This window comes from Ruegeria sp. AM9, assembly GCF_056540565.1.
Map to the genome: position 1 here is coordinate 66,732 of NZ_JBQFWY010000010.1, position 21,039 is coordinate 87,770.

The window sequence follows — 21,039 nt, forward strand, 5'->3', positions numbered from 1 at the left end:
TGCCCCTTGACGCCCGGCGCCGCAGACACGACGATGCCCGCAAAATTGATCAAGAAGGGTTCTCAAATGTCCGTTTTCGTTCGCCGCAGCTGCGGCGCAGTTCTGGCTTATGCCGTTGTCACCCAAGGGGCGCTTGCCGATGTCACCGCACAGCAGGTCTGGGATGACTGGCAGGCCTATCTGACCCAGATGGGGTACGCGGTTTCGGCCGAACAGTCCGTATCGGGCAATGTGACCACCATCTCGGATATGAACGTGGCCATGACGGTGCCGGACAGCGACGGTGCATTCCAGGTCACCGTGCCGCAAATGACCCTGACCGAAAACGGCGACGGTACGGTCAGCATCGGCCTGCCCGAAAACTTCCCCATGACCGTAACGGGTGAAGAAGAGGGCGAGGCGTTTGCCGTCGACATCGAATACTATCACACCGGGCTGGAAATGCTTGTTTCGGGCGATCCGGACGACATGACCTATGACTATTCCGCACCCACCCTGGGCGTGAAACTGGGCGGCCTGACAGTTGACGGAGAATCCGCGCCCGAAGACCTTCTGGATATGGATTTCGAACTGAGCAACCTTGCCGGCAGTTCGCAGATGAAAATCGGCGAAAACCGCAAGGTCGATCAGAAATTCACCGCCGATGGCCTGACCTATGACCTGGTGTTCAATGACCCCGAAGGATCGGATGACGGCAAGATCGTTGGATCGATGGACACACTGACCTTTGAAGGCCTCAGCGTGATCCCGTCTGATTTCGATGGCTCGGACCCGGCAAGCTTTTTCCAGGGCGACACCTCGTTCTCGGGCCTGTTCACCTATGGCTCGGGCAACACCGCCATTGACGGGACCAGCGAAGGTCAGGCGTTCTCGATGGGCAGCGAATCCCAGGGCGGGCGGTTCGGCGCCAGTCTGGACGAACAGCGCCTGGCCTATGACATCGAACAGAACAACGCAAAACTGGCGGTGACCACGGCCGACCTGCCGTTCCCGATTGAAATCGCGATGGCCAAGACCGGTGTGAGCTTCGAGTTCCCACTGAAGCAATCCGAGGAAGAGCAGCCCTTTGGGTTCGCCTTGAACCTGACGGACTTCACCATGTCGGACGTGTTGTGGAGCATTTTCGACCCCGCCGGAGCGCTGCCGCGCGACCCCGCCACCATTGCACTGGACACCACCGGCACGGCCAAGATCCTGACCAACTTCTTCGATCCGGCCTCGATCGAGGCGATGGAGGAATCCGGTGACGCGCCGGGTGAGCTGAACTCGCTGAAGATCAACGAATTGCTGGTATCGCTGGTTGGTGCGAAACTGACCGGTGACGCGGACTTTACCTTCGACAATTCAAATACCGAAGAGTTTGACGGAATGCCTGCACCTTCGGGCGTGGCGAACCTGCAACTGGTGGGGGCCAATGCGCTGATCGACAAACTGATCGGCATGGGCCTGCTTCAGGAAAGCGACGCGATGGGTGCCCGGATGATGATGGGCCTGATGGCGGTTCCGGGGGATGAGCCCGACACGCTGAATTCGAAAATCGAATTCACCGAAGACGGCCAGATTCTGGCCAATGGTCAGCGCATCAAATAAAATCGATCGGGAAGGCGGTTTGACTGCCTTCCCGACAAACAGACCTATCGGCGGCCAATGCGGCGGAACAGAACGGACCCGCCCCTGCTGACACGTTGATCATAGGCAAATCCCAACGCCGACAAATGATCGAAACAGGCTTTTATCCCGCGAAGGCCGATTTTACGCGTGTGGACTTCAAGGTAAACTTTCTGAACCCGCGCCAGATTGGCCCCGTCGAACAGGTTTTTCTCGCCACCTTCGATATCGACGATCAGAACGTTGGCATCAAACTCGTCCAGTATTTCCGACAGGTACCGCTCGGGCACACTGACCTCTTTGACATAATCCGGCTTGGGGTCCAGAGACGAAGACCAGAAGGGCTCTCGAACGTAAAATGTAGAGGTGCCCGGGCTCTGGGAATCGCTCAGGGCAACCGCATTCAGCACGTCGACGTTTGAAATCCCGTTTGCGGCATGGGCCCGCGTTATGAATTCGCACAGGCTTGGGTTCGCCTCCACACACATCACGGATCGAACACCCAGCTGTGTGGCAAGAAAAGATGAGATAAAACCAATCCCGGCACCGAGTTCGACCACGCGATCGTCTGGTTCAATAAACTTCGGCAGGCCTTCGACTTCGCCTTTTTCATAGCGCCCCGCCAGAATGGCCCGTTTGACCTGTGGCGTGATGATACTCGGATCATCCGGAAGCTTGACGCCCCGCAGTTCGTGAAAGTCACTCATGAAGTATCCTGCCCGTGTGCCCCGTTAATCAGCTTTAACGTTATCGCCTTGCAGGACCTTTTAGATCAAGGCTGTCGCCACCGCAGCAGGATTGATTGGAAATCGGGAATTATTTTACCTCTGCAGCGTGTGTGCGACAAAGACAAAACAGTCGCAGGTCTTGCGGGTCGGACGGTCCAAGGCTAGGTCCAATGCATAAAGACCGGAGGCCGCATGACCCGAACACCTGAAGAGATCAGCCAATCCCTGCTGGACGCAGCCCGCACAGCCGGGGCGGATGCGGCGGATGCCATCGTGATCGACGGCTCTTCGGTCTCGGTCGAGGTACGGGGCGGCGCGCTGGAACATGCCGAACGCTCGGAAGGCACCGATTTGGGCCTGCGGGTGTTCCTGGGCCAGCGGCAGGCCATCGTGTCCAGCTCGGACAGCCGGCCTGAGACCCTGACCGCGATGGCCGAACGCGCCGTGGCTATGGCGCGTGAAGCGCCCGAGGACCCGTTCACCGGTTTGGCCGATGCAGAGCAACTGGCAAGCAGTTGGGACCTGCCCGCGTTGGAACTGTTCGACCCGACCCCGGAACCGGCGGCCGAATACTTGATGCGCGACGCGCTGGAGGCCGAAGCCGCAGCACTGGCGGTTCAGGGGGTGTCACAGGTCTCTGACGCGGCGGCGGGTTATGGCACCCATCGCGTGCATCTGGCGGCGACCAACGGGTTTTCCGGCGGCTATGCCCGCAGCAGCCGCTCGACCTCTTGCGTGGCGATCTCGGGCGAAGGCACCGGGATGGAGCGTGACTATGACGGTGACAGCCGCACCTTCCAAAGCGACCTGCGCAACCCTGCCGAGATCGGCCGTACCGCAGGCGAACGCGCCGTGTCCCTGATAGGCGCGCAAAAGCCCGCGACCGGCACCTTCCCGGTGCTGTTTGACGAACGCATTTCATCCTCGCTGATCGGTCACCTGCTGGCGGCCAGCAACGGGGCCGCCATTGCCCGGGGTGCCTCGTGGCTGAAGGATTGTCTGGACGAACAGGTGCTGCCCGAGCATCTGTCGCTGATCGAAGACCCGCACCGCCCACGCATCGCAGGCTCGCGTCCTTTCGATGCCGAAGGGCTGGCGACGCAGCGGCGTGCGATTGTCGAAAACGGCGTTCTGACCGGCTGGACCCTGGACCTGGCCAGCGCACGCAAGCTGGACATGACATCAACCGGCAACGCGGCGCGCGGCGTGTCCGGGCCGCCTTCGCCCAGCAACTGGAACCTAAGTCTGACGCAGGGCACCCAAAGCCGCGAGGACCTGCTGCGCGACATGGGTACAGGGCTGCTGGTGACGTCAATGATCGGGTCCACCATCAACCCCAACACGGGCGACTATTCGCGCGGCGCTTCGGGGTTCTGGGTGGAAAACGGAGAGATCACCCACCCGGTCAATGAATGCACCATCGCCGGTAATCTGCGCGACATGCTGAAACGGATCATCCCGGCAAATGATGCGCGGCCCTACCTGTCGCGGGTGGTGCCTTCGGTGCTGATCGAAGGAATGACACTTGCCGGCAACTGACCTGCACCTTCTGATTGACGCGGCGTTAGAGGCCGGAAAAATCGCCACCCGATACTCGGGCACCACGGCGCAGCGCTGGGACAAACCCGATGGGGCAGGCCCGGTGACCGAGGCCGATCTGGCAGTTAATGCCATGCTGGAACAGCGCCTGCCCTCGGCCCGGCCCGGCTATGGCTGGCTGAGCGAAGAGACCGAGGATTCCACCGCCCGGCTGACCCGCGACCGCGTGTTCATCATCGATCCAATCGACGGCACCCGTAGCTTTGCCGAAGGCTCTCGTACCTGGGCGCATTCCCTTGCCGTCGCCAACGAGGGCGAAGTCACTGCCGCAGTGATTTACCTGCCGCAACGCGACCTGCTCTATGCCGCCGCCAAAGGCGAAGGTGCGACGCTGAACGGTGCGGCGATCCGGGTGTCCGGGGTCTCGGCTTTGAAAACGGCCGAAATTCTGGCTGCCAAACCCAATCTGGACCCGCGCCATTGGTTGCATGGTCAGGTACCCGAATTCCAACGGGTCTACCGTCCCTCACTGGCCTATCGCATGGCCGTTGTTGGCCAGGGGCGGTTTGACGGGATGCTGACGCTCAGACCCAGCTGGGAATGGGATATCGCCGCCGGAGACCTGATCATCCGCGAGGCGGGCGGCACCTGTTCGGACCGCCATAGCCAGCCCTTGCGGTTCAACAACGCCCATCCGCGCCTGAACGGCGTGATCGCGGCGGGTCCGGCGCTGCACGATGCCCTGCGCGCACGGCTTGACCCGGACAGTACCGGTATCCACCCATGAGCAAGCCGCGCTCTCTCAGCCTTGCGGCGTATAGGGTGCTGTCCTGGGGCGTGCCCAACACGGTCGGTCAGCCCAACGTGCCCCGCCCCGAGGGCGAGCTGATCTGGGTGCATATCAGCACCCAGCACCGTCAACGCGCGGTGACCGATTTCTGCCGTCGACTGCAACAGGCCCGCCCGTCCCTGAACGTGCTGCTGACGGCCCCGCCCGAGGCCGATCTGCGGCGCTGGGATCAGGGAGATTACCCGCTGGTGAACCTGCCCCTGGAACAGACCGGCGCCGCGCGGGCCTTTCTGGATCACTGGCGCCCCGATATCGGCCTCTGGGTCGGGGGCGGGCTGATGCCCAACGTGATCACCCGTGCCGAGGAACGTGGCATTGCCCTGATCCTGATCGAGGCGCAGATCGACATCAAGATCGCGCGCGGGGCACGCTGGCTGCCCGATATCACCCGCTATACGCTGGACTGTTTCCAATCGATTCTGACCAAGACATCCGAGACCGCCCGCACGATCCGCCGCCTTGGCGTTGCATCGAGCAAGGTCCGTGAATCTCCGCCCCTGCATGTCAGCCCGAACCCGAAGCCCTGGCCCGAAGACGAGTTGATCGAAACCACTCATGCCCTGGCGGGTCGACTGGTCTGGCTGGCCGCCTGCGTGCTGGACAAAGAGTTCATCTCGGTCCTCAGCGCCCATCGTCAGGCGCTGCGAATCCTGCCCCGGCTGACGCTGGTGCTGCATGTCGCGGACACGGCCGAGGCCGAGCCCTTACACCGGCGCCTTGAGTCGATGGACCTGCGTTGTGCCAACTGGGACACCGACGGGCAGGTCGAAGACACCACGCAGGTCATCCTGTCGGCCGAACCCGAGGACCTGGGCCTGTGGCACCGGATTTCACCCGTCACGTTCATGGGCAGTTCGCTGGAACGCGGCGCGGGTGGACACGATCCGCTTGTTGCCGCAGCGCTCGGTTCGTCTATCATCCACGGGCCGTTTGTGCATCGCCATCAGCAGATATACGATCAGCTGGATCGCGCCGACGCCGCGCGCAGGGTCAAAACCGCAACCGAACTGGGCGACGCCGTGGTCGAGATGCTGTCGCCGGATCGCGCTGCGGACATGGCGCTGGCGGGGTGGCAGATCGTATCCGAGGGCGCACCACAGACGGATCAGCTGATTGACATGGTGCAGGACTGTCTGGATCAGCGGGGGACAGATAATGCGGGCACCTGATTTCTGGAATACCGCACCCGACCGGCTGGACCTGCGCGCCAGATTGCTGGCACCGCTGGGGCGTATCTATGCGTCCGCAACCGCGCGCCGGGTGGCCTCGGACCCCGGTGTCAAACCCGGCGTTCCGGTGATCTGCATCGGCAACCTGAACGCGGGTGGAACCGGCAAGACCCCGACCGTGATCTGGATGATCGAACAGCTGCGCGACGCCTGGCACACAACCCATGTGGTGACGCGCGGCCATGGCGGGTCACTGGAAGGCCCAGTGCGCGTTGATCCTGCCAAGCACAGCGCCGCGCAGGTCGGGGACGAGCCGCTGCTGCTGGCCGCATTCGCCGAGGTCTGGGTGGCCAAGGACCGCGCCGCCGGAGCCCGTGCCGCCGCCGAGGCCGGGGCCACGGTGATTGTACTGGATGACGGGTTTCAGAACCCGTCGGTCGCCAAGGATTTCTCGGTCATCGCGGTGGATGCGGCGCGCGGTTTTGGCAATGGCCTGTGCCTGCCCGCTGGCCCCTTGCGCGAACCCGTCGATGTTGGATTGCAACGCGCCGATCTGGTGCTGTCACTGGGGGATGCGGCGTCTCAGGCGCAGTTCACAGATCGTTGGAGCGCGGCTCTGACGGTGCCCCATGTCACGGGTGAGGTCGCACCCTTGCAGACCGGTATGGATTGGACTGACACGCCCGTTTTGGCCTTTGCAGGCATCGGGTACCCTGAAAAATTCTTTCGCACCCTCCGCCAGCAAGGCGCAAAGCTGCTGCGGGCCGAGGCGCTGGACGATCATCAGCCGCTGACACCGGCGCTGATGACGCGACTGGAAAACGAAGCCCGGCTATTGGGCGCGCAGATGGTGACAACGGAAAAAGATGCCGTGCGCCTGCCCGCCGCGTTCCGCAGCAAAGTCGTGACGCTACCTGTTCGTCTGAACGTGGATGAGGCCGACAAGGTCCGGCAGATGCTGAAGCAAATTGCCCCGTCGCCGTGAAAGGCGACCGGCCCGGATTGAGCCGGTCGCATAAGCCAGTTAGCTGCCCAGCTCTGCTTCGATCAGCGTCTTGAAATCGGCATAGGACATGTTGTCGACCTTCTTGCCGTTCACGATGAAGGATGGGGTTGCCTGAATGCCGTCACGCTCGGCGTTTTCCTGATACCAGGCCACCAGCGTCTGGGCGCGGGTGCCGTCCTGCAGGCAGGCCTCAAGCTGGTCATTGTCGATACCGGCCAGACGGCCGATCTTGCGCAGCTCTTCCACGATCTCGGCCGGACCGCCGGCTTTGACCCATTCGGACTGGCCTTCAAAGATCAGGTCGGAAATGCCAAAGAACTTTTCGGGGCCGCCACAGCGCGCCACCATCGAGGCCCACAGGCCGTAGCGGTCGAAATACACCTCGCGGTAGATGAACTTGACCTTGCCGGTGTCGATGAAATCCTTCTTCATCTGCTTGTAGGCGCCCTGATGGAAGGTGGCGCAATGCGGGCAGGTGTACGAGGCATATTCGATGATCTCGACCGGCGCATCCTCGGCGCCCTGCACCATCTCTACGATGGTCGAAGTGTCCAGATCGGCCTCTTGCGCCTCGGCACTACCGATCAGCGGATAAGACGGAGAGGAATTTGACAGCGACAGCCAATAGCCGCCTGCGGCGATGGCGACCGCCGCGCAGATTCCAGTTGCGATACGGCTCATTTCTCAGCCCTTTCTCAGCGTTTTTGTTTGGATAAAACATTGCGGCCCAGACGTTCAAGGGCCGCGCGCAGATCACCGTCGTGAACGTCGCGAGCGGTCCGGCCAGCCTCGGCCTCGATCTCTGGGTCAATCTTGGGTTTCGCCGGTCTCGGTTTGTGATCGAAACTGGCCTGCCCCTCGGCAAATCCGGTCGGAGCGGTCTGGGTGATGCGCACCCGGCTGATGGCGTTATAGCCATAAACCGCGTTCACCTTGCCGCGCAGCTGTTCCTTTTGCATTTCCAGCATCGGGGCCTGCGGGCCGGTGGTCAGAACGGTCAGCGTCGCGCCGATCCCTTCCCGGCCATAACCCACCTTTACGGGGCGCGCGATCGAGGCCAGGTCCTGGCCCACAATCTCGGCCCAGTGGGTCAGCAGGCGCGACACGGCAAAGCCCCGGCTTTCCCCGGCGCGCCGAATCTGTCCGTTCAGCAATGTCGCGGTGCGTTTGAACCCGCGGGTCGAAGAACGTCTGCGCTGCATCTGGTTTCCAACTCCTGCGCCGCTATTGTAAAGGGCGTGACACCGGGCGCCAGCGAAACCCGACAGGGAGATAGATAAAACTTGCGTGACTCTATTCAACAAGGCCTGAGCGGTGCTCTGCTGGACTGGTACGACCGCCACGCCCGCGAAATGCCCTGGCGCGTCGGCCCGGCGGACCGGGCCGCAGGGGTGATGCCGGATCCCTATCGCGTCTGGCTGTCCGAGGTGATGCTGCAACAGACAACCGTGGCCGCTGTGCGCGACTATTTCATGCGGTTCACATCGCGCTGGCCGACGGTTCGGGAACTGGCCGCCGCCCCGGATGATCAGGTCATGGGTGAATGGGCCGGGCTGGGCTACTACGCCCGCGCCCGCAACCTGCTGAAATGCGCGCGGGTTGTCGCTGATGACCATGGCGGTACTTTCCCCGACACTTACGAGGCCCTGCTAAAACTGCCCGGCATCGGCCCCTATACCGCCGCCGCCATATCAGCCATCGCCTTCGACCAACCCGAGACGGTGCTGGACGGTAACGTCGAACGGGTCATGGCCCGCCTTTACGACATTCACGCCCCCCTGCCCGGTTCAAAACCTCTGCTAAAGGACAAGGCCGCTGCGCTGACGCCGGACACGCGGCCCGGAGATTATGCGCAGGCGGTAATGGATCTGGGCGCCACGATCTGCACACCGAAATCTCCGGCCTGCGGAATCTGCCCCCTGCGCGACCCCTGTCAGGCCCGCGCAGCCGGAACGCAGCCCGACCTGCCACGCAAGACCCCGAAAAAGCCCAAACCCACGCGCTACGGCCATGTCTATATCGCCCAAAGCGACAACGGTGCACTTCTGTTGGAGCGCCGCCCCGACAAGGGGCTACTGGGCGGAATGCTGGGCTGGCCGGGCTCGGACTGGTCGGACGCGCCGGATGAATCGCCGCCGTTCGAGGCGGATTGGCAAATGCTGACCGGAGAGGTGCGACACACGTTCACACATTTCCACCTGATCCTGCGCATCTGGACGGCTCCGCTGCCTGCCGAAAGCGCGCCCGATGGCCTGATTGTACTGGAAAAACATGCCTTCCGCCCGGGCGACCTGCCCACGGTGATGCGCAAGGCGCACGATCTCTGGCGCGACCGATAGTCCGTTGTGCACGCCAATGGACTGTGACTAGTCTATGCGCAATCGTTCGGAGCCCTCCCATGATCGCATCCCAGTCCTTGTCCCGCTGGCAATCGGCACTGCCCTTCTGGATCTCGTTCCTGCTGATCCCGGTGATCTGGACCACGGCGACAGTTGGCGGCTGGTGGGTGCTGCTTGTCCCGATGTCGACATGGTGGGCCTTTGCCATTCTGGACCGTTTGGCCGGGCTGGAACTGAGCAACGCCGACCCTGACACACCAGACACCGTGCTGCGCTGGTATATCCTGCTGACCAAGGCCTGGGTTCCGGTGCAATTCCTGACCCTCTACGGGCTGATCTGGTACGCCACCCATACCGACCATCTGTCGACACCAGCCACGATCGGATTGTTCTTCGGCATGGGCACCATTTCCGGCACCATCGGGATCAACTACAGCCACGAGCTGATGCATCAGAAAGGCCGGTTCGAGCGTTGGTTGGGCGATATCCTTCTGGCGATGGTGCTGTATTCGCATTTCCGCTCGGAACACCTGCTGGTTCATCACCGCTATGTCGGCACCCCGCGCGATCCGGTCACCGCGCGCTACAACGAAGGCTTCCATCGCTTCTACCCGCGCGTCCTGAAACAATGCCTTGTTTCCGCCTTCCGGGCCGAGCGCGAAAAACTGGCCCGCAAGGACCGCCCCTGGGCCGACCGCTCCAACCCCTTCTGGCGCTATTGGGCCCTGCAAACGGCGATGCTTGCCCTTGCCTTTGCAATCGGAGGCCTGGCCGGCCTCGCCCTGTTCCTGATCCAGGCGGGCACGGCCATCTGGCAGCTGGAACTGGTCAACTACGTCGAACATTATGGCCTGACCCGCAAACATCTGGGCGAGGGGAAATATGAACACGTCCTGCCGCGCCACTCGTGGAACGCCTCGCAAAAGGCCTCGAACTGGCTGCTGATCAACCTGCAGCGCCACTCGGACCACCATTACAAACCCAACCGGCGATTTCCGCTGCTGCAGCACCATTCCGAGGACGCCGCACCGCAACTGCCCTATGGGTATCCGGTGATGACGGTTGCCGCGATGATCCCGCCCCTCTGGCGCCGGGTCATGAACCCCCGCGTCCGCGCCTGGCGCCGCCAATACTACCCCGATGTCACCGATTGGGCGCCCTACAACCGCGCAGAAAACCCCACACCTCAGCCGTGACCGCAGCGCGCGCCAGCGCGCTGCCCGGCCCAACGATCCGCCTTGCATCTCTGATGCAGGGCAGATCGGCGGGAGCACCTACTTTTTCATCACCCACACATCCATCGGGGCCTCTACCCCCCGGACCGTGTGGTGTTCGTGTTTCGCGAATCCCGTCATCGACTCCGGCGCGTTTGTGCCTTCCTCCAGCAATTGCCCCCGCACCGCATCGCTGATGACGACCCTTGCCTGAAACTCCCGGGTCAGCGCCTCCAGCTTGGCAGCCACGTTCACCGCATCCCCGATCACCGCAAATTCCAGCCGGTTGGCCCCGATATCACCCAAGACAACAGCGCCGTAGTGCACACCGATCCCGACACGGATTTCGGGCTCTCCCGCCCGGCGGCGCTCGATGTTCCACCGGTCGATCACCGCAACCATTGCCCGGGCACAGGCCACCGCATTGCTGGCATCCAAGGGCGTTGGCACCGGCGTTCCAAAGGTCGCCATCAGCCCGTCACCCAGATATTTGTCCAGCGTCCCATGATGCCGAAACACCTCGGCCTCCATCCGGGCATGGAAGCCGCGCAGAACCTCAATCACCTCGTAAGGATCGCGCCCGGCGGCATATTTGGTGAACCCGACGATATCGATGAACAGAACCGCAATGTTCTCTTTGCGCACCTGCTTGAGCGGCTCGTCATTCTGGCTCAGCTCGTCCACCACGTTCGGCGAAAAATACCGCGACAGGTTTGCCCTCTCGCGTTCCAGACCGGCATTCGTCATCAGCAACCGGTTGAGCCGCCGCATCGACACACCCAACGTGACCGCCACCATCATGAAAACGACAATCTGCTGAACCCGCAACTGAGGCCGAAAGCTGTTGGGGTCCAACAGCTCGGCCACATCCGGATAGCTTGCCAATGCCTCAGCCACACGCTCGCTGAGACCGGGCATCGGCGTCGCAATCCACCAGGCGATGATCCAACCTACGGTCCACATCGCCGCCGTCCATGATCCCATCGCAATCACGGTGCGCCAGGAATAGGCCAGCGTTCCGGCCGCAAGAATGATGAAGAAATACTGAAAATTATCGAACCGGTATTGCATCGCCAGCGGCCGCACATCGTCGCTGAACGGGTTGGGAACAATCATTCCCAACGTCATGATCAGAAGATCCGCAAAAATCAGCAGCAATTCGGCCCGTGACTGCCCCACGCGGCCCGCACGCCGGATCAACCAGCCATTAGCGCAGATCAGCAACAGGATGAAATGGTACCACATCACCTCCCATTGCGGGTTGAGGAAAACCAGCAGAACCGCAGTCAGTCCCATCGCGATCCAGCGGGCGCGGACGGCAAGTTCCAACCCTTCGCGTTTGTGACGCTCAAGCGCGGCTTCGGTGTATTTGTTGTCCAGATCGTAGTTATCCGGGCGGGTCACAAAGAACCGGTCAAATCGGGATGGGCTGGCTGTGGTATCCGACATCGCTGGGGCTCCTTCACTGCGCCGAAGGATACAGGAGGCGTGTTTTGACACCAGACACCTGGAAAACAAAAGACCCCGCCGAGGTCGGCGGGGCAAGGCGTAGTGCCTTGTGTCAGGCCACAGGCACCGGCGGTATTTGTGAAATCAGTTCATCTCGGCCCGGATCTGCTGGCGCAGAACGTCGATCGGCACCGTCTTGCCGTCGCGTTTGAAACACCAGTAGGTCCAGCCGTTGCAGGACGGCGCGTTTTCCAGATGCGCACCCACCTGATGGATCGAGCCTTTGACGTTTTGCCCGACCAGCGTGCCGTCGGCGCGAACCTTGGCCTTGTGGCGCTGGTTCATCGAATAGAGTTCCTCGCCCGGACGCAGCATCCCGCGTTCGACCAACTGACCGAAGGGCACGCGCGGCTCGGCGCGTTTGCTGGCGCTGACTTCCAGCGCCTCGCGGTCGAATTTGCGCACCTTCGCGATGCGCTTTTCGGCCACTTTGCGATAGTTTTCCTCGCGCTCGATCCCGATGAACTCGCGGCCCAGCATCTTGGCGACAGCGCCGGTCGTGCCGGTGCCAAAGAACGGGTCCAAAATCACATCGCCCGGATTGGTCGAGCCGATCAGGACACGGTGCAACAGCGATTCCGGTTTCTGCGTCGGATGCGCCTTGTCGCCGTTTTCGTCCTTCAGACGCTCATGCCCGGTGCAGATCGGCAGCACCCAGTCGCTGCGCATCTGCACGCCTTCGTTCAGGGCCTTCAGCGCTTCGTAGTTGAACGTGTATTTCGCGCCTTCACGCTTCGAGGCCCAGATCATCGTCTCATGCGCGTTGGTGAAGCGCTTGCCGCGGAAATTCGGCATCGGGTTCGACTTGCGCCAGACAACGTCGTTCAAAATCCAGTATCCCGCATCCTGCAGGGCCGAGCCCACGCGGAAGATATTGTGGTACGAGCCGATCACCCAGATCGCGCCGTTCGGCTTGAGCAAACGATGCGCCGCCTTCAGCCACTCGCGGGTGAACTGGTCATAGGCGCCAAAGCTGGAAAACTGATCCCAGTGATCGTCGACCGCGTCTACCTGGCTGTTGTCTGGGCGGTGCAACTGACCTTTCAGCTGCAGATTATAGGGCGGATCCGCAAAGATCAGGTCCACCGACGCCTCGGGCAGACTGTTCATCACTTCGATGCAGTCCCCGGATAGAATCGTGTTTAAAGGGAGCGCTTTTGCGCCCTTTTTGGTGGTTGTTGTCATTTTACTGCCTCAAGTATCCACGGCGCTTTTGCGCTCATTTGGTTGAGACAAGGATGAGTCAAAGACGATTCGCCGTCAATTTCTTTTTTGAATCAGCAGGTTACGATTTACTCTTGATACAAGATATTGTGTACCGGCTTGAACGAACGTCTATGGTGTGGGGTCACCCCAAGATTTTGCAGGGCTTCGCGATGTTGTTTCGACGGATAACCCGCGTTTGTCTCCCAGCCGTAGCCGGGATGCTGTTGCGCCAAATCCACCATCAGTTGATCGCGCCAGTTTTTGGCGATGATCGACGCCGCCGCAATCGACACCGAATGCGCATCACCTTTCACCACCGCCTGCGCCGGGATCGTCAACCCGCGCGGAATCATGTTGCCGTCGATCAGCAGGTAATCCGGCGGCGGGTCGAGCGCCGCCACCGCGCGTTCCATCGCCAGATGCGAGGCGCGCAAGATATTGTGTTCGTCGATCTCGGCCACCGAGGCCTCGGCCACCGCGACCTCGGCCCGGTCGCGCAGGGCGGCCTCCAACGCGGTGCGGCGTTTGGCGGTCAGCTTCTTGGAATCGTTCAACCCTTGGGGAATGTCTTCGGGGTTCAGAACCACCGCCGCCGCAACCACCGGCCCGGCCAGCGGCCCGCGGCCCACCTCATCCACGCCCGCGATGCGCAGATATCCTTGCGCTGCGGCGGCTTTCTCAATGTCATAATCCGGTTTCGTCATACCCCCGGAAAACCGCGTTTAACCGCCCACCGCAAGAAAAAAGAGAGGGCAGCTTGCGCCACCCTCTCCCTGCACGGCACTTCTGCGGCGCCGCTCCTGCTCGAAAACCGTTACTTGTAACTTACGCGGTATCCTTTCTGGCTCAGGCAGCCAGGGTGGTACGCCCGCTTGACCTTTTTGCCATTCCAGAACCTGACCTTGCACTGGTCCGGCAGGCTATTGCTGTATTTGTAATGCTTGCTCAGGCAGTTCCTGCCCAACAGCGGCTGATCGGGCGAGAACCCACGGAAGGTGCGCAAGCATCGTTGCGGCAGGCTATAGCGCGCAACCCGTTCCGGCAGTGGGCGTACGTGATGCGGCCTGTGCTTTGGCTTTGTGTACACGTGGTCCTGGGGCGCCTTATATATGTGATTGTAGTTTTGCGTAACGGTCTTCTTCTTGTTTTCGTCGTTCAAATGCTTCACCGCGACGCCCAGCAGCGCGATAGCTGCCAATCCACCAAGGATATCTTCGACATCGGCCGCCCGCGCCTGCGACGCCGAAATTCCGGTGATGGCAACCGCAGAGGCCACGATCAGGGCGATGAATTTCTTATGCATGGTGCTTGTCCTTCAGAAGTCTCAGGGGGCCCGGAGGCGGGCCGTGTGTTCGATGCCCTGACACTGGGTGCTCGCTGTCCAGACAAGCAATAACGGCCCCGTGTTATCCGATATCAGCCCTGCCAAACCCCTTGGGTTATTGAATATCGTGGCAACCCATGCGCAGGATGCGGCCTATGAAACAGATCCTCTCTTCTCTGACCCTGCTGGCCCTGATATCGCTTGGCTCTGCCGCTGCGGCGGCCGATTGCTATGCGGATTACAAGGCCAAACAGGACAATCCGCTGCGCCTGCACTATGGCGTGATGCAGGTATCGGCCTGCGACAAGGGGCAGGCAAAACGTGAAGTCGCCCAGCGCCTCAAGGGCGCGGGCTGGACCCTGCTGAACGTCATGTCCGTGTTCGGACCGGAAGGGTTGGAGAAAAGGAAGGCCAATGCCGGACAATTCTATCTCCGTTACTGAGGCCCGCCGGTCCGGTGTCAGACTGGTCGGCGCGGGCATCGCGGCGATCGTGTTGATTCTGGTGACGGCGGCGATCTTTCTGTTCTGGACCCTGCCCGACGCCAATGCCTTCAACGCGCGGGTCGAGCGGCTGTTCATCGAAAGCGACCTGACCTCGCAGACCGAAATCCGCCTTTTGGAGATTCTGGCGCAATCCGGCACGGCCTTTGCCGACACGCTGTCCAGCTATCGCATGGTGATTTTCGTGCTGCTGGTCTTTGCCAGCGCCATGCTGGTGACCGCGCTGGTATTTCTGGTGATGCTGGTGATGCTGAACCGGCGGATGGCCCAGATCGAACGCACTGGGATTCAGGTGACCTCTCTGCTGATCAGCCGCGAGGAAAATACCGTCTACCTCAACAATATGGATTTCAAACTGACCCCGGCGGCGATGGAAACCCTGTCGGTGCTGGCCGAATCCCGTCTGGATGACGAGGTTCTTTCGGGCGTGCAGATCGAGGCGATGATTTCCGGCAAGGACGCCGCCGATTGTGACGAGGCCGCAGGCGCCACCCGGATCAAACGGCTGCGCGATGCCCTTGGCAACCAGATGGTCAGCGAGCTGCTGGTCAAGAACATCGCCAAAAAGGGCTATATGCTGTCGATCGAAAAGGATGTGATTCAGATGGTCTGATCCGACCGCACCGCACAGGACACGTGCGGTAAAATGCCGGTGACACCCCTTGGAATGCGACGGTCAAAGCCCCATCCTATAAAGACTCGCGTCAGGGAGTCTGATGATGAATGTGCACACCACCCCAAAGACCAAAGGTTACGGCATCTCGGTCGAAGAACTGACCGGGCGGGTTGCGATCTACCGCGACGACACCCTGTTGGCCGAAAGCACCAACGCCAAGGTCATGTACGAAACGCGGCTGCCGGCCACGATCTATATCCCGCGGGATGACGTCTGCATCGATCTTGGCGACGAAACCGAATTGCAGACCTTTTGCCCCTTCAAAGGCACCGCGACCTATCACGATGTCATTCTGGATGGTCAGCGGCTGGCTAATTCTGTCTGGGCGTATGAAGACGCCTTGCCCGAAAGCACTGCCATACAGGGCCACATTGGCTTTATGTCTGACGCCTATACGCGGATCGATCTGGGCAAGAACAATCTGCGCGATCCCGAAGATGGCAATATCAGCGGCCCCCTGATCGACTGGCTGATGCGCGGCGCGTCCGAGAACCAGACCCCCGAAGCCTTTACCAAAGCCCTGGCTGAAAAGATGCTGGAGCACGGCATCGCCATCCAGCGGCTCAGCATTCTGGCCTGGTCCCTGCATCCGCTGATCGCGGGCAAACACTATATCTGGGAAAAGGGCGAGGCCGAGATTTCGACCAATGTGCCCACTTATGAAATCCACGACCACCCGGCCTATATCAACAGCCCCCTGCGCCACGTGTCGAACGGGCTGGGCGGGGTGCGTCAGCGGCTGAACGACGAAAATCCGCAAAACAGCTTTCCGATCATGGAAGATTTGCGCGCCAAGGGGGCAACCGATTACGTCGCCATGCCGCTGCCGTTTTCAGACGGGCGGACCAACGTTCTGACCCTGACCTGCGACCACCCGGACGGGTTCACCACCGAAAATCTGGGGCTGGTGTTCGAATGCTCCTCGGTCATTGCCCGGTTTTACGAGGTCTTCATGCAGCGTGAAAACGCGCAGGTGTTGTTGGAAACCTATGTGGGCAAACGCTCCGGCGCGCGGGTTCTGGGGGGTGAAATCCGGCGCGGGGACGGCGATGAGATCGACGCCGCGATCATGTTCTGCGACCTGCGCAATTCCACCAGTCTGGAAGAACAGCTGGGTCGAACCGCCTATATCAACCTGCTGAACGAGTTCTTTGAGACCGTGTCCGGCATCGTGCATGAAAACGGCGGTGAGGTTCTAAAGTTCATCGGCGACGCTGTACTGGCGGTGTTCCCGGCCGGAGACGACGCTGAATCGGCGCGCTGGAATGCCCAACGTTCCGCCATCGAAATCGTCGAAAAACTGGGCGAGCTGCGCCAGTCCGGCTCTGACATCCATTGTGATTGTTCGATCGGTGTAGCCTATGGGCGTGTCACCTATGGCAATGTCGGATCACGCGAACGGCTGGATTTCACCGTCATCGGACAAGCCGCAAACGTGGCAGCCCGATTGGGAGAATATGGCAAAAAGGTCGGCCACCGTATTGTCGTCTCGGCCGATATTCAGCCAGCCTGCGCCAACGCGGTGCCGCTGGGGGATGTCAAACTGCACAACGTGTCCCTGCCGGTCACTTCCTTCGCCCTCCGAACCTCAGCAGATGCGGTTTTGAGCGGCTGACGACCGGTGTAGCGATCAGGGGGGCGCCGACCCGTATTTCCATCACGCCCCCAGCAGGATCAGCGCGGTCTGAGCAGGTGAAATCGTGCTCTGCAACTGTGCAATCTGGCTGCGGGCAAGATACCGATCCGTTAGCTGCGCCACCGCCGCCTCATCCGTAAACTGAGACAGATCATCTGACCCGGTCACACCGGACAGCCTGTCTTTGAACACCTCAAGTTGCCGGTCGATATCCAACTGGGCGAAGCTGGACGGCAGGCCAAGTGCCGTTTCCATAATACTGCGCAGCGGCGGCAGGCTCATCAAATCGAACCACTTGGTGTCCGCACTGCCCCTTTGCCCGGCCAGATCAATCAGGGCATGTTGCGCATACAGCGCAATACGCATGGTTTCGTCGGACTCGCCCACCGCGATTTCGAACCGGGACACGTCGTTGTCCCGCGCGATGTCTTCCATGAAGGTTACCAGCCCCGTCCGGCGTATTTCACCCGGCCCCAGACCAAACGCCTCGGAAAACTCCCGGTACCTGCCGTCAGACAACCTGTTCGACAGCGCATCATCGGCGCTGGTGCCATCGGACAGCACCTTCTGGATGAAGTAACGGTTGTTTATATCACCTTCCAAACCGAAAGCGCCCAGCGCGATCTGCAGCAAGCGGCGGTCCGACACCAGATCCTCAGCCGTTTGAACCTTTCCGATGTTTTCCAGAAAATACTGCCGCTCCCTCTCGTTGACGGATGATGACGAAAAACTGTCGAGCTGCGCGTCATAGGTGCGTTGCAGAAACCGCCAGCCCACGAGGCCGCCCGTAGGGATGACAGGCTGGAACGTCATTGCTGATACGCCATCAACCGTTCTTCACGCGGCAACAACGCGCGCAGGGCCTTCAAACACTTGTAATACTGCTCGGCCAGCAAGGCCTCGGTGGCCTCGGAAAGCACGCGACGACTGTCCGAGTCGGTGAAGACCTGGCTCAATTCCTCAACCCGGCGCAACAGTTGCTGACGGGCCCGTTCCGGCTCCATGTCGCCGGACAGCACAAGCTGGGCGGCATAGCAGACCCGCCGTACCGGGGTGTTCACCTCATCCGGATGGATGGCGTCCCGCAAGCGCAGGACGTTAGCATCCGGCGTCATGATCGAAAACCGGCTGCGGCGATCCCCGTTTTCCACAACCACGCCGTTGATCAGCACCCTCTCTTTCGGTGCCAGTTTCAGAACCAGCCCGCCCATCAGGTCGCCCCCATTTGCCGCAGGCCACGCAGAACGGCCATGTTGATCTCAAGCAGAGGTTCCACGGTCGCCTTGTTGCCCAGAACCTGGCTGCTGTGCTGTTCGGTGAACTCGGCCAGATAGAAAATCCGTGCCCGCAACTCGTTGGGCAAGGCGTTGTCCGAATCCGTGACACCGCTGGCCAATACGGTCCAAAGACGGCGATTTTCGTGCAGTGCCTGAACAAACCCGCCAAAATCTGTTTTTTGCCGGGCGGCGGCAGCCTTAAGCCGGTGCGTGATTTTTGAAATCGCCTCGTATTCGGTGTCGCGCGGTGTGCGCGTAGGGGCGGCGGTCTGTGCATAGGCTCGCTGTGCAAGAGTGTGCGGTGTCACTTGAAATCCTTCCAATAATCCGTCTTTTGGCGGTCAGGGCCGGGGCGCGCTTCCACGCCCCGACCAGGTTCCGGAGATTAACGGAACAGAGACAGGATCGACTGCGGCGCCTGGTTGGCGATCGACAGCGACTGGGTGGCCAGCTGCTGCTGCACCTGCAGGGCCTGCAGACGGGCCGAGGTCTCTTCCATGTCGGCATCAACCAGCGACCCGATACCGGATTTGAACGAGTCGGCCAGGTTCGAGATGAACTCTTGCTGGGTCTCGATCCGGCCTTGTGCCGAACCGAATGCAGCCGAGGCGTCGATTGCGGTATCGATCAGCGTTTCAACGGTTGCCAACGCCGCGTTTGCACCGGCGCCGGTGGAGACGTCAATCGAAGACAATGCACCCAGACCACCCGAGCCGGCATTGGCGAACTGACCGCTGACGGTCAGGTCATTGCCGCCGGCGTTGGTGAAGTTCAGCGTACCGGGCGTACCGCTGTCATAGTCGACGGTCAGACCTGCGACACCCAGCTCGTCAACCTTGGCCTTGAGCGCAACCGCGACGATATCAGCCGTGGTTGTTGCCGCTGCATCGTCTGCCGTCACCGTATAAGAGACGGTTTCGTCACCAACAGTCAGGCTGACGCTGTCACCGGCAGCAAACGCAGTGCCATTCTCCGCGATCTCGATCTGTTCGTTACCGCCACCGTTATCCAGCGCGATTGCAACAGTATCGCCGTTCGCCGACGCACCTGCCGAGCTGCCCGAGAAAATGTCATTGGCAGTATAACCACCAACCGACAGATCCTGACCGGCAACAGAGATCGACGATGCCGTTACATTGCCAGTGTTGTCCCGGTCGAGCGAGGACAGGATCGAGGCCGAACCGGTCGAGCCGTTGACCAGATTGAGACCGTTGAACTGAGCGGCACCCACCACTGCGGCGATCTGGTCCCGCAGAGCGGTCACATCGTCGTTGATCTTGCCACGATCCACGTTGTCTTCCTGCGCAGCGACGATCTTGCCTTTCATCTGGGTCAGCAGATCGGTCACGGTTTCCGAGGCGTTCCGGGCCACTGCAACGGTCGATTCACCCAGCGCCAGGCTGTCCTTGATTGCGTTGAAGCCCTTTACGTCGGATTCCATGACTTTGGAAATCGCCCAGACGGCCGAGTTGTCTTTGGCAGTTGCAACGTCCTTACCGGTCGAGATCGCGTTCTGGGTCTGCGCCAGGTTCTTGTTGACCGATTTCAGAGTTTGCAGCGCAACCATTGCGCCATTGTTGGTCAGAATGCTGGACATAGCTTTCTTCCTTTTCCGTTCGGGCCCTTTGCGCCCATGCTTACCCCGCATCACATGCGGGCTTTGACGTCTTTCTGATCAGTGCGATCCGCCGTCGGGCTGTTCGCGCCACCTGCTGTTTCCAGGTGCCCGACCACCTTTGCCCCTGATCCCCTAACGGAGTGCTAAAGCGTCCAAGCCAGAAAATTCGGATTTGAATCAAACCCGCCGCTATGCCCGTTTTTCCAGCTTTGCATGGTGGCGCACGGTGTATCCGTTGCGCTGACCGTCGGCGCCATAGGTGCTGAATTCCTGCCGCACGCGGCGCAGTTCGGCCATGCGGCTGGCCACGGCGCGAATTCCCTCGGCCGCGCTGTTCAGCAATGCCTGATTGCGTTCGACCTTTTCCTGCAGGCGAATCAATTCGGCACTGTCAAAGACCCGAAGCTCATTGATCGCCCCGATCAGCTTTTCCTTTTCCGGCGCCATTTGATTGAGCCGGTCCAGATCACCATCGACAAGCGCGGTACGCTCAAGGTCCAGCACTTCTTCCAAGGACTTGATCAGGTCGGTGTCAGCTTTGGTCGGCATTGGTTTTCTCCATCATGGACTGGAACAGAATTTCGGACAGGCCGACGCCACCGGATTCGGCCAGAGCGCGCGCCTGATGCTGCACAAGGAATGAGGAAAACTGGTCCTCCCCCGTGCCTCCGCCAAAGGATTGGCGCGCCTTGCCCAATCCAGAGGCCTTGAGCATTTCAGCCAGAAACGCCGCCTCCAACTCGACAGCGGCGGCCCGTACTTTCTGACGGGCCGTTGGTGGTTGCGGGACGGGAGGGGTCGCAGAAACCTTCATTGCTTTCTCCGAAATTTGCATCG

The 21,039-nt window shown here is 60.9% G+C and carries 23 protein-coding genes; 10 read left to right on the forward strand and 13 right to left on the reverse strand.

What is annotated here, in order from left to right; all coding sequences use genetic code 11:
- Nucleotides 1-66: 66 nt before the first annotated feature.
- Complete coding sequence (locus tag ACR0DO_RS15750) at nucleotides 67-1,590, forward strand: DUF2125 domain-containing protein (protein ID WP_170673111.1); 1,524 nt, start codon at nucleotides 67-69, stop codon at nucleotides 1,588-1,590.
- 44 nt (nucleotides 1,591-1,634) lie between these two features.
- Here the strand turns inward: ACR0DO_RS15750 and ACR0DO_RS15755 are convergent, their stop codons facing one another.
- Nucleotides 1,635-2,315: an FkbM family methyltransferase gene (locus ACR0DO_RS15755; protein WP_480560121.1), complete on the reverse strand. Its 681-nt coding sequence runs from the start codon at nucleotides 2,313-2,315 to the stop codon at nucleotides 1,635-1,637.
- Nucleotides 2,316-2,528: 213 nt separating this feature from the next.
- Here ACR0DO_RS15755 and ACR0DO_RS15760 point away from each other — a divergent pair, with 213 nt between their 5' ends.
- The 4 genes from ACR0DO_RS15760 to lpxK are packed head-to-tail and all read left to right on the forward strand — an operon-like array spanning nucleotide 2,529 to nucleotide 6,879.
- The gene (locus ACR0DO_RS15760; RefSeq protein ID WP_480560123.1) at nucleotides 2,529-3,875 is read left to right on the forward strand and encodes a TldD/PmbA family protein; all 1,347 of its coding nucleotides are present in this window, start codon (nucleotides 2,529-2,531) and stop codon (nucleotides 3,873-3,875) included.
- Nucleotides 3,862-4,662, forward strand: coding sequence for an inositol monophosphatase family protein (locus ACR0DO_RS15765; protein ID WP_480560125.1), 801 nt, complete (start codon nucleotides 3,862-3,864; stop codon nucleotides 4,660-4,662). The genes ACR0DO_RS15760 and ACR0DO_RS15765 overlap by 14 nt, the downstream gene beginning before the upstream one ends.
- Entirely contained in the window at nucleotides 4,659-5,894 is a 1,236-nt protein-coding gene (locus ACR0DO_RS15770) for a 3-deoxy-D-manno-octulosonic acid transferase (protein WP_480560127.1), read from the forward strand. The genes ACR0DO_RS15765 and ACR0DO_RS15770 overlap by 4 nt, the downstream gene beginning before the upstream one ends.
- Complete coding sequence (gene lpxK, locus ACR0DO_RS15775) at nucleotides 5,881-6,879, forward strand: tetraacyldisaccharide 4'-kinase (protein WP_480560129.1); 999 nt, start codon at nucleotides 5,881-5,883, stop codon at nucleotides 6,877-6,879. Before ACR0DO_RS15770 ends, lpxK begins: the two co-directional genes overlap by 14 nt.
- Nucleotides 6,880-6,918: 39 nt before the next feature.
- Here lpxK and ACR0DO_RS15780 read toward each other — a convergent pair whose 3' ends face one another.
- Together ACR0DO_RS15780 and ACR0DO_RS15785 are read right to left on the reverse strand one after the other, a co-directional pair.
- Nucleotides 6,919-7,581 carry a DsbA family protein gene (locus tag ACR0DO_RS15780; protein WP_170673099.1) on the reverse strand — a complete coding sequence of 221 codons (663 nt, stop codon included), beginning with the start codon at nucleotides 7,579-7,581 and terminating at the stop codon, nucleotides 6,919-6,921.
- A 14-nt stretch (nucleotides 7,582-7,595) separates the two neighbouring features.
- Nucleotides 7,596-8,102 (reverse strand): DciA family protein, encoded by a 507-nt coding sequence (locus ACR0DO_RS15785; protein ID WP_170447083.1) that lies wholly within the window; start codon nucleotides 8,100-8,102, stop codon nucleotides 7,596-7,598.
- Nucleotides 8,103-8,183: 81 nt separating this feature from the next.
- Here ACR0DO_RS15785 and mutY point away from each other — a divergent pair, with 81 nt between their 5' ends.
- Nucleotides 8,184-9,239 (forward strand): A/G-specific adenine glycosylase, encoded by a 1,056-nt coding sequence (mutY, locus tag ACR0DO_RS15790; protein ID WP_480560131.1) that lies wholly within the window; start codon nucleotides 8,184-8,186, stop codon nucleotides 9,237-9,239.
- 59 nt (nucleotides 9,240-9,298) lie between these two features.
- Nucleotides 9,299-10,435 (forward strand): alkane 1-monooxygenase, encoded by a 1,137-nt coding sequence (locus ACR0DO_RS15795; RefSeq protein WP_480560133.1) that lies wholly within the window; start codon nucleotides 9,299-9,301, stop codon nucleotides 10,433-10,435.
- A gap of 78 nt (nucleotides 10,436-10,513) precedes the next feature.
- Here the strand turns inward: ACR0DO_RS15795 and ACR0DO_RS15800 are convergent, their stop codons facing one another.
- From ACR0DO_RS15800 to ACR0DO_RS15815, 4 genes are all read right to left on the reverse strand, one after another.
- Complete coding sequence (locus tag ACR0DO_RS15800; protein ID WP_480560135.1) at nucleotides 10,514-11,902, reverse strand: adenylate/guanylate cyclase domain-containing protein; 1,389 nt, start codon at nucleotides 11,900-11,902, stop codon at nucleotides 10,514-10,516.
- A 144-nt stretch (nucleotides 11,903-12,046) separates the two neighbouring features.
- Nucleotides 12,047-13,147, reverse strand: coding sequence for a site-specific DNA-methyltransferase (locus tag ACR0DO_RS15805; protein ID WP_170447090.1), 1,101 nt, complete (start codon nucleotides 13,145-13,147; stop codon nucleotides 12,047-12,049).
- Between the two features lie 107 nt (nucleotides 13,148-13,254).
- Nucleotides 13,255-13,872 (reverse strand): ribonuclease HII, encoded by a 618-nt coding sequence (locus ACR0DO_RS15810; RefSeq protein WP_480560137.1) that lies wholly within the window; start codon nucleotides 13,870-13,872, stop codon nucleotides 13,255-13,257.
- A gap of 110 nt (nucleotides 13,873-13,982) precedes the next feature.
- Nucleotides 13,983-14,471, reverse strand: coding sequence for a hypothetical protein (locus tag ACR0DO_RS15815; protein WP_170447094.1), 489 nt, complete (start codon nucleotides 14,469-14,471; stop codon nucleotides 13,983-13,985).
- A gap of 176 nt (nucleotides 14,472-14,647) precedes the next feature.
- On the opposite strand from ACR0DO_RS15815, the gene ACR0DO_RS15820 reads away from it, so the two are divergent.
- The 3 genes from ACR0DO_RS15820 (at nucleotide 14,648) to ACR0DO_RS15830 (ending at nucleotide 17,286) form a co-directional block, all read left to right on the forward strand.
- Nucleotides 14,648-14,935, forward strand: coding sequence for a hypothetical protein (locus ACR0DO_RS15820; protein ID WP_480560139.1), 288 nt, complete (start codon nucleotides 14,648-14,650; stop codon nucleotides 14,933-14,935).
- A complete protein-coding gene (locus ACR0DO_RS15825) occupies nucleotides 14,907-15,608 on the forward strand; it encodes a winged helix-turn-helix domain-containing protein (RefSeq protein WP_480560141.1) in 702 nt (233 codons plus the stop codon). Before ACR0DO_RS15820 ends, ACR0DO_RS15825 begins: the two co-directional genes overlap by 29 nt.
- A gap of 106 nt (nucleotides 15,609-15,714) precedes the next feature.
- Nucleotides 15,715-17,286, forward strand: a complete 1,572-nt coding sequence (locus ACR0DO_RS15830) for a DUF427 domain-containing protein (RefSeq protein ID WP_480560143.1) — start codon at nucleotides 15,715-15,717, stop codon at nucleotides 17,284-17,286.
- Between the two features lie 42 nt (nucleotides 17,287-17,328).
- On the opposite strand, the gene ACR0DO_RS15835 is transcribed toward ACR0DO_RS15830, so the two are convergent.
- The 6 genes from ACR0DO_RS15835 to ACR0DO_RS15860 all read right to left on the reverse strand — a co-directional run bounded on the left by ACR0DO_RS15835 (nucleotide 17,329) and on the right by ACR0DO_RS15860 (nucleotide 21,016).
- Nucleotides 17,329-18,120, reverse strand: a complete 792-nt coding sequence (locus tag ACR0DO_RS15835) for a DUF1217 domain-containing protein (protein ID WP_480560145.1) — start codon at nucleotides 18,118-18,120, stop codon at nucleotides 17,329-17,331.
- Nucleotides 18,117-18,518 (reverse strand): flagellar biosynthesis repressor FlbT, encoded by a 402-nt coding sequence (gene flbT, locus ACR0DO_RS15840; RefSeq protein WP_480560147.1) that lies wholly within the window; start codon nucleotides 18,516-18,518, stop codon nucleotides 18,117-18,119. The genes ACR0DO_RS15835 and flbT overlap by 4 nt, the downstream gene beginning before the upstream one ends.
- Entirely contained in the window at nucleotides 18,518-18,892 is a 375-nt protein-coding gene (gene flaF, locus ACR0DO_RS15845) for a flagellar biosynthesis regulator FlaF (protein WP_480560149.1), read from the reverse strand. Before flaF ends, flbT begins: the two co-directional genes overlap by 1 nt.
- A 77-nt stretch (nucleotides 18,893-18,969) precedes the next feature.
- Nucleotides 18,970-20,181: a flagellin N-terminal helical domain-containing protein gene (locus tag ACR0DO_RS15850; protein ID WP_170447107.1), complete on the reverse strand. Its 1,212-nt coding sequence runs from the start codon at nucleotides 20,179-20,181 to the stop codon at nucleotides 18,970-18,972.
- Between the two features lie 210 nt (nucleotides 20,182-20,391).
- Nucleotides 20,392-20,751 carry a flagellar biosynthesis protein FlgN gene (locus tag ACR0DO_RS15855; RefSeq protein WP_480560150.1) on the reverse strand — a complete coding sequence of 120 codons (360 nt, stop codon included), beginning with the start codon at nucleotides 20,749-20,751 and terminating at the stop codon, nucleotides 20,392-20,394.
- Complete coding sequence (locus tag ACR0DO_RS15860) at nucleotides 20,735-21,016, reverse strand: rod-binding protein (protein WP_170447111.1); 282 nt, start codon at nucleotides 21,014-21,016, stop codon at nucleotides 20,735-20,737. Before ACR0DO_RS15860 ends, ACR0DO_RS15855 begins: the two co-directional genes overlap by 17 nt.
- Nucleotides 21,017-21,039 lie beyond the last annotated feature (23 nt).